The organism is Bacillus sp. FSL M8-0266 (assembly GCF_038613425.1).
Taxonomy (GTDB): Bacteria; Bacillota; Bacilli; order Bacillales; family Bacillaceae; genus Bacillus; species Bacillus pumilus.
This window is the reverse complement of sequence record NZ_CP152015.1, coordinates 346,852-363,073: the sequence shown is the minus strand read 5'-3', so window position 1 is coordinate 363,073 and position 16,222 is coordinate 346,852. Positions and strand designations below refer to the sequence as shown.

17 protein-coding genes and 1 riboswitch are annotated in these 16,222 nt (G+C 42.2%); of the genes, 7 read left to right on the top strand and 10 right to left on the bottom strand.

Features of this window, described 5'->3' with window-relative positions; translation table 11 throughout:
• Positions 1-99 precede the first annotated feature (99 nt).
• Positions 100-192, bottom strand: a riboswitch (cyclic di-GMP riboswitch).
• A gap of 369 nt (positions 193-561) precedes the next feature.
• From MKY83_RS01945 to MKY83_RS01920, 6 genes are read right to left on the bottom strand one after another with little or no spacing between them, the layout of a single operon-like run.
• Entirely contained in the window at positions 562-1,365 is an 804-nt protein-coding gene (locus MKY83_RS01945; RefSeq protein WP_342488014.1) for an ABC transporter permease, read from the bottom strand.
• Positions 1,358-2,227 (bottom strand): ABC transporter permease, encoded by an 870-nt coding sequence (locus MKY83_RS01940; RefSeq protein ID WP_065098778.1) that lies wholly within the window; start codon positions 2,225-2,227, stop codon positions 1,358-1,360. The genes MKY83_RS01945 and MKY83_RS01940 overlap by 8 nt, the downstream gene beginning before the upstream one ends.
• Positions 2,227-3,318, bottom strand: a complete 1,092-nt coding sequence (locus MKY83_RS01935; RefSeq protein WP_065098777.1) for an ABC transporter ATP-binding protein — start codon at positions 3,316-3,318, stop codon at positions 2,227-2,229. The genes MKY83_RS01940 and MKY83_RS01935 overlap by 1 nt, the downstream gene beginning before the upstream one ends.
• An 8-nt stretch (positions 3,319-3,326) precedes the next feature.
• Complete coding sequence (locus MKY83_RS01930; protein WP_113768530.1) at positions 3,327-4,412, bottom strand: ABC transporter substrate-binding protein; 1,086 nt, start codon at positions 4,410-4,412, stop codon at positions 3,327-3,329.
• Complete coding sequence (locus tag MKY83_RS01925; protein ID WP_342488013.1) at positions 4,409-6,394, bottom strand: hydantoinase B/oxoprolinase family protein; 1,986 nt, start codon at positions 6,392-6,394, stop codon at positions 4,409-4,411. Before MKY83_RS01925 ends, MKY83_RS01930 begins: the two co-directional genes overlap by 4 nt.
• The gene (locus MKY83_RS01920) at positions 6,384-8,453 is read right to left on the bottom strand and encodes a hydantoinase/oxoprolinase family protein (protein ID WP_126741562.1); all 2,070 of its coding nucleotides are present in this window, start codon (positions 8,451-8,453) and stop codon (positions 6,384-6,386) included. The genes MKY83_RS01925 and MKY83_RS01920 overlap by 11 nt, the downstream gene beginning before the upstream one ends.
• Positions 8,454-8,820: 367 nt before the next feature.
• Here MKY83_RS01920 and MKY83_RS01915 point away from each other — a divergent pair, with 367 nt between their 5' ends.
• From MKY83_RS01915 to MKY83_RS01900, 4 genes are all read left to right on the top strand, one after another.
• Positions 8,821-9,249, top strand: coding sequence for a NucA/NucB deoxyribonuclease domain-containing protein (locus MKY83_RS01915; protein ID WP_044140469.1), 429 nt, complete (start codon positions 8,821-8,823; stop codon positions 9,247-9,249).
• 230 nt (positions 9,250-9,479) lie between these two features.
• A complete protein-coding gene (locus MKY83_RS01910) occupies positions 9,480-9,626 on the top strand; it encodes a hypothetical protein (protein ID WP_231129527.1) in 147 nt (48 codons plus the stop codon).
• The gene (locus MKY83_RS01905) at positions 9,566-10,054 is read left to right on the top strand and encodes a methyl-accepting chemotaxis protein (RefSeq protein ID WP_231129532.1); all 489 of its coding nucleotides are present in this window, start codon (positions 9,566-9,568) and stop codon (positions 10,052-10,054) included. The genes MKY83_RS01910 and MKY83_RS01905 overlap by 61 nt, the downstream gene beginning before the upstream one ends.
• A 120-nt stretch (positions 10,055-10,174) precedes the next feature.
• Positions 10,175-10,561, top strand: coding sequence for a competence protein ComJ (locus tag MKY83_RS01900; RefSeq protein WP_113768527.1), 387 nt, complete (start codon positions 10,175-10,177; stop codon positions 10,559-10,561).
• Between the two features lies 1 nt (position 10,562).
• Here MKY83_RS01900 and MKY83_RS01895 read toward each other — a convergent pair whose 3' ends face one another.
• Both MKY83_RS01895 and MKY83_RS01890 read right to left on the bottom strand, forming a co-directional pair.
• A complete protein-coding gene (locus MKY83_RS01895) occupies positions 10,563-11,369 on the bottom strand; it encodes an AAC(3) family N-acetyltransferase (RefSeq protein ID WP_065098771.1) in 807 nt (268 codons plus the stop codon).
• A 28-nt stretch (positions 11,370-11,397) separates the two neighbouring features.
• Entirely contained in the window at positions 11,398-11,814 is a 417-nt protein-coding gene (locus tag MKY83_RS01890) for an Lrp/AsnC family transcriptional regulator (RefSeq protein ID WP_044140465.1), read from the bottom strand.
• 115 nt (positions 11,815-11,929) lie between these two features.
• Here MKY83_RS01890 and MKY83_RS01885 point away from each other — a divergent pair, with 115 nt between their 5' ends.
• Positions 11,930-12,694, top strand: a complete 765-nt coding sequence (locus MKY83_RS01885) for an MBL fold metallo-hydrolase (protein ID WP_044140464.1) — start codon at positions 11,930-11,932, stop codon at positions 12,692-12,694.
• A 55-nt stretch (positions 12,695-12,749) separates the two neighbouring features.
• Here MKY83_RS01885 and MKY83_RS01880 read toward each other — a convergent pair whose 3' ends face one another.
• The gene (locus MKY83_RS01880; RefSeq protein ID WP_044140620.1) at positions 12,750-13,073 is read right to left on the bottom strand and encodes a YckD family protein; all 324 of its coding nucleotides are present in this window, start codon (positions 13,071-13,073) and stop codon (positions 12,750-12,752) included.
• A 180-nt stretch (positions 13,074-13,253) separates the two neighbouring features.
• On the opposite strand from MKY83_RS01880, the gene MKY83_RS01875 reads away from it, so the two are divergent.
• Both MKY83_RS01875 and MKY83_RS01870 read left to right on the top strand, forming a co-directional pair.
• Positions 13,254-14,126 (top strand): transporter substrate-binding domain-containing protein, encoded by an 873-nt coding sequence (locus tag MKY83_RS01875; RefSeq protein WP_003214277.1) that lies wholly within the window; start codon positions 13,254-13,256, stop codon positions 14,124-14,126.
• Between the two features lie 12 nt (positions 14,127-14,138).
• On the top strand, positions 14,139-14,816 hold the full coding sequence (locus tag MKY83_RS01870; protein ID WP_065098770.1) for an amino acid ABC transporter permease: 678 nt from the start codon (positions 14,139-14,141) through the stop codon (positions 14,814-14,816).
• 46 nt (positions 14,817-14,862) lie between these two features.
• Here MKY83_RS01870 and MKY83_RS01865 read toward each other — a convergent pair whose 3' ends face one another.
• Positions 14,863-16,161, bottom strand: a complete 1,299-nt coding sequence (locus MKY83_RS01865; protein ID WP_065098769.1) for an arsenic transporter — start codon at positions 16,159-16,161, stop codon at positions 14,863-14,865.
• Positions 16,162-16,222: the final 61 nt, after the last annotated feature.

The following is a 16,222-nucleotide window of genomic DNA, read 5'->3' as shown; positions in this document are numbered from 1 at the left end:
TGCACCCTCTATATCAAAAGAACCAAGTCTATTCCATTAAAATAGACAGAATACGGAAAGAAGCCCACCCCGAATAAAACGGAGGGACTCCCATTTTGATTCGGTAACCTGCCGACCATAGTAAAAAAGCAACATTTACCTTAGGACATGGCTTTGCGTCTCTACGTTTCCATAGATTTGCCTTTTTCTTCTTTTCTTTTTAAATATTTTCTATTTACGTCCACTTTATATGAAGTTATTGTTTTTTTCACCGAAAAATGGGTGTAAAGATTCATGCGTTATGCCGAATGAATCACATAATAATTTACGATATTTACCGAAAATAACTAATAATAGTTGCGCTCAACCGAAAATAATCGACTAAATACCGCAAAAATTTCATCTTTCCCCTTAATTTTTGCAAATATGACCGAAAATGTAGGATAGAGGTCTCCGTCCACCCTTCACAATTTCTTAAATCTTAAGAACTATATTTCCTAAAAAATTGAAAATATTTACCGTAAAAACAACACAAAAAGAGCTGCCATTTCAAATGACAGCTCCCTTGTTTCTTCATTATATTTACATCACCTTAGACAGGCCAATTGTTTTTTCAATAATGAGCAACGCAATGATAGAAATGATAATAAATATGACAGATATCGCATTGACACTCGGATCAAAGGTTTGCTCAATGTAATTAAATGTCCTGACGGGAATCGTAATCGTTTGGGGAGAGGAAACGAACAAACTGATCGATATTTCCCCAAATGACGTCACGGCTGAAAATACCCCGCCTGCAATAATTCCTGGCTTTATCAAAGGCAGCGTCACTCGAAAGAATGTGCGAATGGGTCCTGCGCCAAGATTCATTGAAGCCAGCTCAAGCCGCGGGTCCAAATTCGAGACACTGACGCCTACTGTTCGAACCACATAGGGAAAACCAATGATGACGTGACCTATGACAAGCGCCCACAAAGATCCTGTAAACCCCATAGCCGTAAACAAATAAAGCATGGCAATCCCTAACACTACTTGAGGAATCATAAGAGGTGACAAAATGAAGGCTTGAATCGCCTCCTTTCCCTTAAAGGAAAGCCTTGCTAAAGCATACGAAGCCATCGTGCCTAAAAGAACCGTAAGAGGCGTTACGATGAATAGCAAAATCACACTGATACGCAGAGATTCCATCCATTCTGGATTCGACACGACCTCTTGAAACCAACGAACAGAGAACGAAGTCGGCGGAAATTCAGGGAAGGCATTTAGACTAAAAGCAGATAAGACGATGACAAGAACAGGTATGGTCAAAAAGAGATAAACCAATGACCCAGCAGTCCAAATCAGGATTGAAAGCAAGCGATCACCAAATGATTTTTTACGCATGCATCCTCGCCTCCCAACGCTTCAATAGATAGCTTAATAAACTGACCACCACAAGCACACAAACCAATAACGTAAAGGACATCGCTGCAGCAAGAGGCAAGTTATACACCTGCATGACCTGCTGATAAATAGACAGAGGCAGCAGCGGCTGCATTCTTCCGCCGACTAAGAGCGGAGTGATATAGCTCCCAGCTGCCAGCGAAAAGACAATGATAGCCCCTGTCACCATCCCTGGAATGGTCAATGGAAAGGTCACATGAAAGAAGGTTCGAATTCGTCCAGCTCCTAGACTCATAGAAGCCGGTCGTAAATGACGATCCATATCGGTTAAGCTCGTCGCAATAGGCAGCACTGCAAAAGGCAGCATGACCTGAACATAAGCAATAATCACCGCATTCATATTCCACAACATAGAGAGCGGCTTCTCAACCACATGTAAATCTAATAACATGCCATTGATCAGACCATTTTGTGAAAGAAGGACAATCCATGCAAACGTCCGAATCACAACACTTGTCAAAAGCGGCGAGACAAGTAAGATATAGAAAAATGCCCGCAGACGCGGATCAGGTGCCTTGACGAGCACGTATGCTGCAGGGTATGCCATTAATAAACAAATCACCGTTGTCTGTAAGGCTACCCACACTGTACTTCCAATCGCCTTCACATACGCATCTGTCGTGAACACATGAATATATTGAGAAAAACTATACGTTTGTAATGTGTTCATCATTGAATCCACATCGCGAAAACTGAGGACGAACATCATCACAAGCGGCGCTAGAAGAAATACAACAAGGAACAAACACGCCGGCAGCAGCATGAACCAATGAAATCGCTGATTCTTTTTCTTGATACGCATCACGTATGCACCTTCGAATCTAGGAAAACGATATCTTCAGGCTGCCAATTGATATGAATAGCTTCTCCAGCTTTCGGCAGTTCAGGAAATGCTGCATCGGAAGCATGGACAATCATTTCACCGCTATCGAGCTCTACCACCAAACGTAATGAGTGACCAATATAACTGACATCTGCCAGCACGCCTGATACATGGTTAGACTGAACGTCTTCCCGCTCAGAAGATATGTTGATTCTTTCTGGACGGAGCATGAGTAACTGATTTTCCTTCTTCTCTTGGTGTGCCGCTGCCTTTAACTGAACTTCCTGCCCGTTTGACTGGATTAAATGAGGAACGATAAATATAGCTTTCGCTTCATCATAGACTGCCTCGAATAGGTTCACTTGTCCGATAAATTCAGCAACAAATCGATTGTTTGGCTGGCGGTACACCTCTAAAGGCGTTCCAATCTGCTGGATTTTCCCCTCTCCTAAAATCCCAACCCGATCAGAAAGACTTAATGCTTCCTCTTGATCATGGGTCACAAGAATGGTGGTAATTCCGACATTCCTTTGAATATTTCGAAGCTCCGTCTGCATATTTTTTCTTAGTTTTGCATCTAGGTTGCTGAGCGGTTCATCAAGAAGAAGAACAGATGGCTGAATCGCAAGCGCCCTTGCAATCGCTACCCGCTGCTGCTGTCCACCACTTAATTGATGCGGCATACGTTTCGCAAACGCTTCTAATTGCACAAGAGATAAACTCTCCATTACCTTCTCTTTGATTTCAGCCTTCTTTTTCTTTTGAACCTTTAACCCATACGCCACATTATCAAATACGGTCAGATGCGGAAAGAGTGCATAGCTTTGAAAAACCATACCCGTTTTTCTTTGATAAGGCGGTAAATTCGTCACATTCTGATCACCAATATAGACGACACCTTTTGTTGGTTCTAAAAAACCGCCAATGATGTTTAATAACGTTGATTTCCCGCAGCCGCTAGGACCAAGAAGGGAGAAAAACTCTCCCTCTTTCACCGTAAGACTGACATCGTTAAGAGCAATCTGCTCGCCGAAATGCTGGCTGATATGTTCTAAATGGATTCCACTCATACGATCACCTATTTTCCTCCGCCTAATACTTCGTTCCATCGATTTGTCCAATTGCCCAGCTCCGAAGTTGCTGTTTCGTAATCTACCCAAGTCAGCTTGCTATAATAATTCTCTCCAACCTTGACCTTCCCCTTAATCTTGTCACCGTATTTCACATCAGAATTCGACATACCATAATAAGATTTTTCCGAGAAAGCTTCCTGAGCTTCTTTTCCACTTAAATAGTTTAATAGTTTGTAAGCTGCTTCCTCATGCTGACTTCCCTTCGTTAAAGCCCAGCTCGCAACTGCTGCAACAGCGCCTTCTTTCGGATATGAAAAACCAATACTCATTCCTTCTTCTTCAAGTGCAAATGCTCGTCCATCCCAATATGGAACTGCTACGACATCACCACGTTCTAACAAGGTTTGAATAGACCCTGAATTATCTGGAAAAGCAGCAACATGCCCTTTTAATTGCGAAAGGCTTTTAAAGGCTTTATCAATATCCTTAGGATTTGATTCTGTCCCCCCTTGAGCATGGACAAGCGCAGAGAAAAATTGCAGCCCGGCTGAATAAGTAGGAGATGAAATGGCTACCTTCCCTTTTAGCTGACTGCTCCATAGGTCTGTCCAGTTGTTTGGTTCCTGCTTTACGAGGTCTTTTCGATAAGCAATTCCAAGCTGACCCATACTAAAGCCTGCTGCATATTGTTTTCCATCAACAGTGAGCTTCTTTTGGACAGAACGGTAAAGTTTTTTGACATTCGGTGCTTGATCTTCATCGATAGGTGCAAGAACGTTTGCTGCAATGCCTCTTTGAATCGTATCAGGCTGTAAAATAAGCAGGTCATACGGTGGATTTTTACCATTTGACGCTTTTAATTTTGTAAACCATTCAGAATCCGCACCAGAGACGGTTTGGACTTTAATTCCCGTATCTTTTTCAAACTTTTCGAGGATCGGTTTGATATTCTTTTCCCAATCGCCCCCGTATACGCCAACGATCACAGTCTGCTGCTGTTTACCTTGATCCTGTCCATTCCAACCGCAAGCTGTCAGCAGTAAAATCATTGACAGAACACCTGCAAAAATAGTGATTAATCTTCTTTTCATGATTCATTTCCCCCTTTTTGTCCATCCATATGACGAAGTGCTTGAATAATATCTTTCTTTGTTAACGGCTCATTTCTATGACTGAAATATTGATGAACTGCATGTTTATAATGTGTACGTTCATTGGCTGGGTAGGAACGCAGCCGCACAGCAAGCTCGCTACTGGCTTCATCCGTCCATACTTTCTCATAAGCTTCTCTGTGTTCTCCGACATCCCACATGATATTAGCAGGATGATTACCCTTTTCACGAAGCAGATTCGTTTGCTCCTCATCAATCTTCCATTCATTTTGGTCTAGATACACTTTAACGCCATATTGCTGCAGCGCTCTTTCTTCACTTAATAAACCTGCTTCCACTTCATGAAGGACTTTTTCTTTCTCTCTTGCAAATGGATTTCCCCAACCGCCTCCACTTGGTGATATCAATTGCACAATATCGCCTTTTTCAAGACGCAGAACATCTATTTTCGGCTGGTCTTGTTTTTCACCTTTTGCTGTGACTAGCTTGACCTCACCGATAGCTCCCGCTCGTCCGCCCATTAGCCCCCAAGGCTGAAACTTCATACGTTCCATACCTCGTGCGGTCACCATGGATTCAGGCTTGATCATTTCAAATTCCAAACCAATCGCATGTCCGCCTCTGTTTTCTCCTGCTCCGCCTGTGTTTGGCAAAATCTCATATCGGTGAACATGAATATCAATATGCTGTTCTAAACTCTCAATAGGTGTATTCTTCAAAAAGCCAGACGAATGATCAATACCATCTACTCCGTCCGTTCCATTTTGAGCACCACCGCCTCCGCCTAATGGTTCGACAACAGACATTTTCCTGCCGCCTGTTTGATTATCAGGAACAGAGAGAACAACAATAGCTGATTGACCTGCACCTGCTGCCGGCACTGCTTCAGGTAACAGCTTACCAATGGCGCCTAGCACGACATTGAACAGCCGCATCGTAATTGAATGCCGAATACCAACAGAAGCCGGGTATTCTGGATGCACTAGCGTCCCTTTAGGGGAAATCACTTCAATCGGATATGTGATTCCGCCATTAATCGGTATAAAGGGATCTTTACTAATAATGTAATTAATCAATCCTTGATATAGGAAGGAATGCTTCTGACCATTAGTAACAAGGTTAAAAGCTGTTTTCACTTGCGGGTCACACTCAGAAAAATCAAGCGTTAGCCGCTTTCCTTTGACCGTTAACTTAATTTTCAACCGTATCGGCACATCCGAGATCATATCATCATCTAAATAATCAGCGAATTCACTCGTTCCATCCGGAATGGCTTCAATGACCTTTCCTGCACGAACCTCAGATTGTTTCAGGAGGTCCATCATTCCTTGTTTCACTTCATTTATTCCAAATTTCCCGATCATTTCTTTTAAGCGAATTTCTGCTGTATTTACTGCAGCAATCATTGCATTGATATCCCCATCATTTAAATGACTGGCTCGGCTGTTGGCTCTTAAAAAAGTACGTACGACCTGATTCTCTTTTCCGCCTTCATAAATTTTCACTGGCGGTATTCTTAATCCTTCTTGATGAACATCGGTCGCTGTCGGCGAAATACTCGAGGGCACAAGTCCGCCCACATCACTTACATGAACAAAAGACCAAGCATAGCTGACAATTTCACCATCTACGAAGATCGGCTTAATGATATGGACATCCGGCAGGTGAGTCGCTAAACCATCTGTCGTATAAGGATCATTTGTGATGATAATATCTCCTGGCTGCATCGGTCCGCTCTCTTCAATCGCTTTTTTAAGACTCAGCCCTAAAAAGATCGTGACACCCACTGTCTTCGGATAAACAAAGAAATCTCCAGAAGGCGTGGCTAACGCTGTCGCAAAGTCAGCTGATTCTTTGACGAAAGTCGTAAAAGACGTCCGCTCAATGACATGTCCCATGCCAGATGCAATTGCATTAAAATAACTGCGCATCATCTCAAGCTTTGCTGGATCAGTTCTCATATAAAGCCGCCTCCCTTGAAATCACCAAGTTCCCTGATTGATCAATGCTACCTGCCCAATTTGGCAGAATCAATGTTGTCGTATCATCCTGCTCAATGATGGCAGGTCCATTAATGACAGAGCCTACTGACAAAGTATCTCTGTAATAAATAGCTGCTTCATATTCTTTTTCTTCTATAAAGATTCGCCTGTATTCATGTGGCTTCAAAGATTGTCCGCTGCTTTCATGAACAGGTGTGAAAGGCAGTGGCGGCGTCTCGCCTATGACTCGAACTCGTAAATGAGTAAACTCGATGTTCGCCTGATCATCTCTATGCCCATATTGACGCTGATGTAGCTTGTGAAAGGCTTCAATGAGTTGATGGATATCTTGTTCTTGCTTCAGCCATTCAGCTGATAATGGTAATTCAATCTCAAAGGCTTGTCCTTGATAACGTGCATCTGCCAATAATAGTATGGATGTCTGTTTAATATGCTGAATGTTCTGCTGACTGAACCAATCAGTCGCTTTTCGAGAAAGCATCTCATAATCTTGTTTTAGTTGATCTATCGAGTAGTCTTGTAAACATATTTTCTTCGACAGTACCGCATCATGAATAAAATCAGCGTTCAAGGCACCTAATGCACATAATGTTCCTGGACTTGGAGGAACGACCACGTTTTTCGCATGAATTTCTCTCGCAAGGAAATTCGCTACAACCGGTCCTGCTCCGCCAAACGCTAGTAAACTAAAATCTCTTGGGTCAAACCCTTGCTGCTCCATGACATTGCTTAATTCTGTGTACATATTGGCGACAGCTACTTGAATCAGCTGGTCAGCCGCTTCTTCTACCGTTTTGTTGAGCTGGTCAGCAATTGGCTGAAAGGCCTTTTCCGCCGCGAACAGCTGTAGTTGTAAATGTCCTCCGGCAAAACGCTCTTGATTGAGATAACCACATATGAGGAACGCGTCAGTTAAGGCGGCTTTCATTCCCTTTCCATACGAAGCTGGTCCCGGCTGTGAGCCAACTGATTCTGGTCCTGCTTTGAGAAGCCCGCCCTGATCAATCCATGCAACCGAACCCCCGCCTGCCCCTATTGAATACATCGCAACAGATGGAAGAATGATCGGAAAACCTGAAAGCTGATTTGACTGAGCCATTGTAGGCTGTCCATTTTGAATAATGGAGATATCTGCACTCGTCCCCCCAACATCAAACGTGATCAGATTGGATTCGTTTGCAGCGGCTGCAATTCTTGCCGCACCAATGACACCAGCTGCCGGACCAGAAAAAAGTGTTTTAACAGGTGAAGTTGCTGCACTTTCTGCATCCATTAAACCACCATTTGATTGTGTAATGTATGGAGAAATTGGTACACCTTCTTCTTTCAAACGGCTTTTCAATGTTTGTAAATACTGTTTCACCTTTGGTTGGATATACAAATTGACAACAGACATCACAGTACGCTCGTATTCTCTCATTTGGGGCCATAATTCAGATGAAGTAAGGACTTCTAATTGCGGATAATGGTGTTTGATATAGGCTTTTGCCTGTAATTCATGAACTGGATTTTGATAGCTATGTAAAAAAGAAATGACAATACCTGCTAGTCCTTTAGACATAACCTGCTGGACAGCATGATCTAATTGCTGCAGATGGAGAGGTTTTTTGATCGTACCATCGTGTATCAACCTTTCAGAGATTGGATATACATGCTTTCGTGGTATCAATGGTTCTGGCAAACGAGAATTGAAGTCATAAGGAATGGGTAATCGTAAACGCTGTAGTGACAATATGTCTTGAAAGCCTTCCGTCACAAAAAGGGCCAAATCTGCTCCTTTTCTCTGCAATAATGTATTAAGACCGATTGTCATGCCATGTACGAGATATTGGATTTTAGATAAATCAACACCTCTGTCTTTTAGAAGTTTTAGCCCATTGATAATTCCCTGAGCTGGGTCGTCAGTCACTGTGGGTGTTTTGAGTTCAGTTAGCGCCCCTGTTGCTTCATTCATCAGCGATAAGTCAGTAAATGTTCCGCCTATGTCTATGCCAAGCCGATAAGAGACATCCGCCATTTGTACTTCCCTCCTACAATGTAAATAGAATGATATTTTGATAAATTACGACATTTTTTGATATTTGACTCCATATTATTAAAGCATATCGGTCTAGTCAATTTTATTTTTTCAAAATTTCTGTGTGTTAAATTCTTGAAATTAGCCCAAAAAGCAGTGATAAAGCCATTTTGATAAAGCATAATCTTTTTATGAACTGAAAAATTAAAATTTTTATGAATTTTTACAAATGTGAAAAGCAAGAAAATGGATAAAAACCGTTTTTCGAACTTTAAAAGGCGTTTTTTCAAAACCAGGAGAAATTGGTAAGTAATTCTGCTATACTTCTGTTTACAAAATACGCAAACAAGAAAGAGAGCTAGCATCTATGAAACTTCTTAAAATCATTCTCTTGCTTTTACTGATCGTCGTTGGTGTAGCAACAGGCTATATTCAGCTGGAGCAAAGTAAACAAGAGACGACGAATTCATCTTATGACAAAACGATTCACTTCCCATCAGATCGTTACCCCGAAACCGCTAAGCACATAGAAGAGGCCATTGATGAAGGCCATTCATCCGTATGTACGATTGACCGTAAACATAGCGATGAACAAAGAGAACAATCACTTCATGGCATCCCAACAAAGCGCGGGTATGATCGGGACGAATGGCCGATGGCGATGTGTAAGGAAGGAGGAACAGGAGCTTCAGTCAAATATATTAATCCTTCAGATAATAGAGGAGCAGGCTCATGGGTCGGTCATCAATTATCGGATGATCCTGACGGCACAAGAATACAATTTATCATCGATTAACGCCATTTCCCTTTTCTATCTAAAAAAATTTCCTCGTAACTGCATTCAGGTATTTCAAACATTTTTTTCATGCCGATAATCCTTAAGGAGGTTTACCCTACCTTATACCTAAAGGAGTCAAAAAGCATGAAGAACAAGGGGAAACTGAGGCTTGGTGCCAAAATTTTGCTGATCTTTTTAAGTGTCATCATCATCTTTTCAGAAATTTTGGTTATGTGGTGAATCGTGAAATGACAGAAAACATCAAGCACATGGCCACTGAAAAAGCAAAAGGTGATGTAAAGCTAGGCTATGCCTACTTGCTCAAAACGCAGCAATTGAAGCAGCACGAGCAGGCGAGCATGGGAAAGGATTTGCGGTTGTCGCAGACGAAGTGAGAAAGCTCGCTGAGGAATCACAAGCATCATCAAATTTGATTTCCCATCTCATTTCTGAAATCCAAAAAGAGATGACTCATTCAACAAATGCGATCAAACGAGTAAGAGAGGAAGCGGCTCTAGGGACTGTACTTATTTCTCATAAAGAAGAATCATTTATTGATATTCAACAGTCAATGAGAGAAATGGCGGATGGCATCAAGCATTTATCTAGTGCATCACAAAAAATCGCAGCTTATACAAACGATGCGAAACGATCCTTTGCCACTATTACAGAAGGGGTTAAACTAACGAGTGAACATTCACAGCAAGTAGCCGGTTTACCAGAAGAACAATTTGCCGCAACGGAAGAAGTAACTGCTTCATCAGAAGCTCTTGCTCATTTAGCAGGAGATTTAAAAACAATGGTTTCACAATTTCACATCTAGATTCCTCATATAGAAGCGCAAGACGGCGACAATCGTCTTGCTGCCTAACATTCTCTTCAAGAATCATTCTTTCAACCATTCACATTCCAATGAAAATCTTTGTATAAAGGAGTTTTTTAAATGAATAACTTAAACCAAGCCTATTCCCTATCTATCTCCTATCACCAAATCACCGTATACACCGGAAGCAAAACACCACCTGTGATTGACTGGTCAGATGATGACATTCTTCAAGGATTCGCCATGGGAGATCACGGTGTATCCTTTGAAGGGGTCAACAACGGAAAAGCATCTGTTACCGTAACTTTAAATAGCAATATGCCCCCAGCTTCGGCTGATAGAACGGTCACAGTGCCTTTTACGCATGCAAGCGATCAAGTTTATATCACAAGCGTCATGGCTCAGGTGCTGTCTTTCCCTATTCCAAAGGGAGACTATCAGCTCACCTGCTATACTTCTCAGCAGCCTGATCAAGACCTTTATCATATGAATTTCCAAACGGTGTAGGTCACGACTGATCGTACAAATCAAGCCACTTTTCCGCAAAGTCTACCGATTCTCTCACCGGTAATAAATATGAACTGGCAAGCCCGATTTGACCGTGATGATGAGTGCCTCCTGATAGAAGAAAGTCACGGCCGATCTGCTCAAATAGTTCTTCTCTTGTGATAATATCTTGGTACTCTTTCCATACCCTCCATCCATTTTCTAAGATGGGAGCTCCTCTTGTCATGAAGTCTTGCTGAGGGATGCGATATTCAGCCAGATGGAAAGCTGTCAGACTTTCAAAAGACGTACCAATCAGCAGCACCTGAGCCTGAAGATCATACATGCGGGCTAGAGGCGAATGTTCCCCTAATCCAAAAGAAAGTGCGTGGTGTTTCAGAAGCTCATGTTTCTTTTTCCCCCAGGCCGTGAATGAAAAATGAGGATGATTGCTTCTCGCCACGCCCGGGTATTTCCAAAACGTTTCCGCTACCTTTCCCATTGCTGTTGGCATCGAGTAAGCTGGATCAAATGCAGGCATCGTGTCTTTGATCGATTTCCACCATGAAAAAGGAACAGGCGGATCGATCCAATCAGCGGGATCAGAAATCTCTAACGTTTGTGCCGGCATGATCAGTGTCCCCTCTTCTGTTAAGGTTTCCATCAATGCTTGTATGAGGGCAACAGCGCCTCCGTTTACCCAGCCGATAGATGATAAGGATGAGTGAACACATAAAATCATGCCTTTTTTCACACCAAGTTGAACCAAGTCTGCTTTGATTTTTTCCTTTGTCACCGGTTCAGCTTGATTTTCGATTAATTTTTTCATCGTTCTTTTTCCTCCTGCGTCTCTTTTCTTACTGATGAATGAGACGCTTAACCGCAATAGACAGTTTATAATTTGCGTAATTTGTCAGCTCCGTTAAAAACAGATCCAGTTCATCATGACTGAAGAAATGGCCTTCAGCCATATAGCAGCCCTCACCACTTATTTTAAATAAATTCTTGATCTCTTCCTGTCGGTCGAGAAATGACAGAAGTGGTTCGTGATGATGACTGCGAGTATAGAGCTGCATAAATGTTTGGATGGTCTTTTGCGTCCGCCAGTCAATCGAAATGGTATATGCTTCAATCACACCCTCTTCTTCAAGCTTTAACACACGATTTGCAACAGCTTGACCCGTTAAATGAACTTTTTCACCTAGCGCTTTCATAGTTAATCGACTGTTTTTTGAGAGCTCTTTTAAAATATCCATATCGGTTTGGTCTAACATTGGCTCACCTCTTTCAAAAATCAAGTCCTTCTGATGAAAGACTTTCACAACCCTCTGTCACATGGAACTCTTTTAATATACTGTAAACTTAATCAGAAAAAAAGGAGGCCTTTTCATGAAAATCACGCTCATTCGGAATGCTACTTTCTACCTTGAATATGGTCAGGCAACTTTCTTCATTGATCCCTTTTTAGCAGCAAAAGGAACATATCCACCGTTTCCTCATACAGCCAATCAACATTTGAACAATCCGATTGTTGATCTGCCTGTAAACATTGACTTAGACAACATGCTACACCCAGATGCTGTCTTACTCACTCATTTGCACGTGGATCACTTTGATGACGAGGCGAAACAAAAATTAGCCCAAGACCAACCCATTTATACGCAATCGGATAATGACAAAAAAGAAGTTGAAGAGGCCGGTTTCCAGCATGTCACATGCATTGAAGATGAAATAGACATTTATGGTGTTCATATTCAGCGGACAGGTGGACAGCATGGGACAGGAGAAATTGCAAAGCGGATGGGACAGGTCAGCGGTTTTGTTTTCTTTCACCCTGATGAACCTACCCTTTACATTGCAGGTGATACCATTTGGTGTGATGAGCCGAAGGAGGTTATCAATACTTGCAAGCCAGATGTCATTGTGGTCAATAGCGGAGCTGCTCAATTTTTAGAAGGCGATCCAATTACGATGACGAAGGAAGACATTTTAGACGTTCACCGTTCTCATCCAACAGCACAAATTGTCGCTACTCACCTTGAGGCAGTGAATCATTGCTTACTAACAAGAGCCTCTTTACAAGCTTACATTCAAGAGCATCAAGCAGCACAAGCCATTTTTGTCCCTAAAGATGGTGAAAGTCTCTCCTTCTGAATAGATTGATAAACAATAAAAAACCGGCACCTCGCTGCCGGTTTCATCCTTATGGTCAATGGTGCTGTGGTTTTTTCAGCAATGGCACAAATCCGTTGTTTTTCAAATGATTGTAATGTTCATCCATTCGTTTCGTAATATGTGTACCTTGTTCCTTTGTTAACACACCATATTGGACGTACTTCTCAATCACTTCTTTTCGTTTAGAAAGAATTTGCTGCTCAAGCGTTTCAATTTGTTTTTGTTGTTCTGTCGTTAGTTTTACTTGATGCGTTACTGGACGCTTTTCCATTTGGGGTGTTTCTCCATGAGCTGTTTCCATATAAAAACCAGACAACAGCATCACCGATAATATGATCAAGCCACTTATTTTTTTCATCATTTTCTTCCCTCCTTTATTCGCATTTATTTTGTACGCACTTTCCTTTTTTATACATTATCTCACGTTGCAAATTGCACATAATATTCTTATTTTTTCGCTTTTCTTCTGAAAACGTTGTCCTAACAGAAAAAGCGTGCTATGTTTTGTTTTGTATAAAAAATAGAGGAGGATTCTTAAATGAGTCGTTTTTATCATAGAAAATCGATCTGGGTAATGCTTGTTGTGTCTGCTTTCATACTTGTCTTGTCTGCTTGCAGTCAATCAGGCTCTTCTCAGTCTGGAGATTCAAAGTGGGATGAGATTCAAAAGAAAGGGAAAATCGTGGTTGCTACTTCAGGAACCCTTTATCCAACGTCATATCATGATACCGCTAATGGCAAGGATCAATTGACTGGTTATGAAGTGGAAGTGGTCAAAGAAGCATTTAAACGCCTGGATGTGAAAGTAGAATTTAAAGAAATGGGCTATGATGGCATGCTGAGCGCCATTAATTCTGGTCAAGTGGATGCCGCTGCAAATGACATTGACATCACAGATGACAGAAAAGATAAGTTCGCCTTTTCAACTCCTTATAAATATTCTTATGGCACAGCGATCGTAAGAAAAGATGATTTGTCTGGCATTAAAACGTTAAAAGATTTAAAAGGAAAGAAAGCAGCTGGTGCTGCCACAACGATTTATATGGATGTCGCTCGCAAGTACGGTGCGAAGGAAGTCATTTATGATAATGCGACAAACGAGCAATACTTAAAGGATGTCGCTAACGGTCGTACAGATGTCATTCTAAATGATTATTACTTGCAGACACTAGCTCTAGCTGCATTCCCAAAATTAAATATTACGATTCACCCTGACTTAAAATACATGCCAAACGAACAAGGTTTTGTGATGAAGAAGGACAACACAGAGCTTCAAAAAGAATTAAATCGTGTCTTAAAAGAAATGAAAAAAGACGGAACCATGAAAAAGATTTCCGAAAAATTCTTTAATCATGCAGACGTCTCAAAGAAAATAGATGCTGATGTCGAAGATGTCGACATTTCTAAATAAGGAGCCGCAAGCGTGGGAGATATTCATTTAGAATATATATTTAATCCTGCACTGGCAAAGGCGTCATTTCCATTTGTCATGAAAGGCATCTGGCTGACGCTGCTCATTTCCTTTGTGAGCATGTTTTTTGGCACCATTCTTGGCTTTTTTATTGCGCTTGCCAGAATGGCGAATACGTGGATGCTTTGGCTGCCTGCACGGCTGTATATCTCATTCATGCGTGGCGTGCCCATTCTGGTGATTTTGTTTATTCTTTATTTTGGATTTCCTTATATCGGCATTGAGTTTACAGCGGTCACTGCTGCCATTATTGGATTCAGCTTCAATAGCGCTGCCTATATTGCAGAAATCAATCGGGCGGCCCTCTCATCTGTGCCGAGTGGACAGGTGGAAGCTGCCAAATCACTAGGTCTCAACTATTGGCAAACGATGCGCGGTGTCATTTTGCCTCAATCCGTCCGCATCGCACTGCCACCATTGACCAATGTCATGCTCGATTTAATCAAAGCCTCCTCACTAGCTGCGATGATTACTGTCCCCGAGCTATTCCAGCAAGCAAAGATCGTAGGTGGGCGCGAATTCGATTATATGACCATGTATATTTTGGTCGCCCTCATTTACTGGGGCATTTGCAGCGTAGTCTCATTACTTCAGGACTTTTTAGAAAAACGCTATGCAAAATATCTGTAACAAAAAAGAGCAGATCCAAGCGACCTGCTCTTTTTTATATTCAGCTTTAATGTATTAGCCATAACCACGCATATAACCCCAATAAAGTAAGGATCAAGGTTGGGATGGTCAGGATGATTCCGGCTTTCATGTATGCACCCCAAGAGATATGGACGCCCTTTTTCTTAAGAACATGAAGCCACAGCAATGTCGCCAATGAGCCGATAGGGGTCATTTTCGGACCAAGGTTAGAGCCGATGACATTGGCATAAATCAATCCGTCTCTCATGACGCCTGCTGTATCTGTATGACCGATCGCAATCGCATCAATTAACACAGTAGGCAGATTGTTCATGACAGAGGACAGCACTGCGGCAAGCACACCCATAAACATCGTTCCCGCAAGCAAGCCATGCGATGCTCCTTGTTCGATCCATGCCGCCAATATTTCTGTGAGACCGACATTCTTCAGTCCATATACGACGACATACATGCCGATTGAGAAAAAGACAATGGACCACGGTGCTTCTTTTACGACACGTTTTGTCGCCACTTGGGGACTTCTTCTTGCCAGCCACAAGAAGACAAGGGCAATACCGCCCACAATGATGGAGACCGGAACCCCAATGAGTTCCCCTGCAAAATAACCGACAAGCAGACAGCCAAGCACGTACCAAGACAAGCGGAACATGCGGATATCCCGGATAGCTGATGCCGGTTCCTTCGCCTGTGATACATCGTATGTTTTTGGGATAAGCTTTCGGTAAAACACATAAAGCACTAACATGCTTGCTCCAAGTGACACAAGGTTTGGCACGAACATGTTTGCTGTATATTCTAGAAACCCAATATGAAAATAGTCGGCTGATACGATATTGACCAAGTTACTAATGACAAATGGCAAGGAGGTTGTATCTGCAATAAAGCCGCTCGCCATCACAAAAGGCAGGATCATCCGCTCATCCAGCTTTAACGCTCTCACCACAGACAAGACGATCGGGGTCAAAATCAGTGCCGCTCCATCATTCGCAAAAAAAGCAGCCACGACAGCGCCGAGCAATGTTAAATAAATAAACATGCGGACACCGTTCCCTTTTGCGGCTTTTGCCATATGCAGTGCAGCCCATTCGAAAAAACCGATTTCATCTAAAATTAACGAAATAATAATGATGCCAATAAACGCAAATGTTGCGTTCCATACTATTTGCGTCACTTCCCACACATCGCCCAGATGAACGACACCAAAGGCAAGTGCAAGAATGGCGCCTCCACATGCTGACCATCCAATGGTTAAACGTCCTGGCTGCCAAATGACAAGGACGAGGGTCAGGATGAAAATCAAAATGGCCAAGGTGACTGCTCCCAAAGGTGGCCCCCCTTTCATAAAATCCTTATCTATCATACAACGAAACACAGCCGTTGTATGC

Bases quoted from the DNA above. Each gene is read 5' to 3' on its own strand.
- MKY83_RS01900 (WP_113768527.1), top strand. From the start codon at position 10,175: ATGAATAACTTAAACCAAGCCTATTCCCTATCTATCTCCTATCACCAA.
- MKY83_RS01930 (WP_113768530.1), bottom strand. From the start codon at position 4,412: ATGAAAAGAAGATTAATCACTATTTTTGCAGGTGTTCTGTCAATGATT.
- MKY83_RS01935 (WP_065098777.1), bottom strand. From the start codon at position 3,318: ATGAGTGGAATCCATTTAGAACATATCAGCCAGCATTTCGGCGAGCAG.
- MKY83_RS01945 (WP_342488014.1), bottom strand. From the start codon at position 1,365: ATGCGTAAAAAATCATTTGGTGATCGCTTGCTTTCAATCCTGATTTGG.
- MKY83_RS01920 (WP_126741562.1), bottom strand. From the start codon at position 8,453: ATGGCGGATGTCTCTTATCGGCTTGGCATAGACATAGGCGGAACATTT.
- MKY83_RS01880 (WP_044140620.1), bottom strand. From the start codon at position 13,073: ATGAAAAAAATAAGTGGCTTGATCATATTATCGGTGATGCTGTTGTCT.
- MKY83_RS01895 (WP_065098771.1), bottom strand. From the start codon at position 11,369: ATGAAAAAATTAATCGAAAATCAAGCTGAACCGGTGACAAAGGAAAAA.
- MKY83_RS01885 (WP_044140464.1), top strand. From the start codon at position 11,930: ATGAAAATCACGCTCATTCGGAATGCTACTTTCTACCTTGAATATGGT.
- MKY83_RS01875 (WP_003214277.1), top strand. From the start codon at position 13,254: ATGAGTCGTTTTTATCATAGAAAATCGATCTGGGTAATGCTTGTTGTG.
- MKY83_RS01940 (WP_065098778.1), bottom strand. From the start codon at position 2,227: ATGCGTATCAAGAAAAAGAATCAGCGATTTCATTGGTTCATGCTGCTG.
- MKY83_RS01890 (WP_044140465.1), bottom strand. From the start codon at position 11,814: ATGTTAGACCAAACCGATATGGATATTTTAAAAGAGCTCTCAAAAAAC.
- MKY83_RS01910 (WP_231129527.1), top strand. From the start codon at position 9,480: ATGACAGAAAACATCAAGCACATGGCCACTGAAAAAGCAAAAGGTGAT.
- MKY83_RS01925 (WP_342488013.1), bottom strand. From the start codon at position 6,394: ATGAGAACTGATCCAGCAAAGCTTGAGATGATGCGCAGTTATTTTAAT.
- MKY83_RS01915 (WP_044140469.1), top strand. From the start codon at position 8,821: ATGAAACTTCTTAAAATCATTCTCTTGCTTTTACTGATCGTCGTTGGT.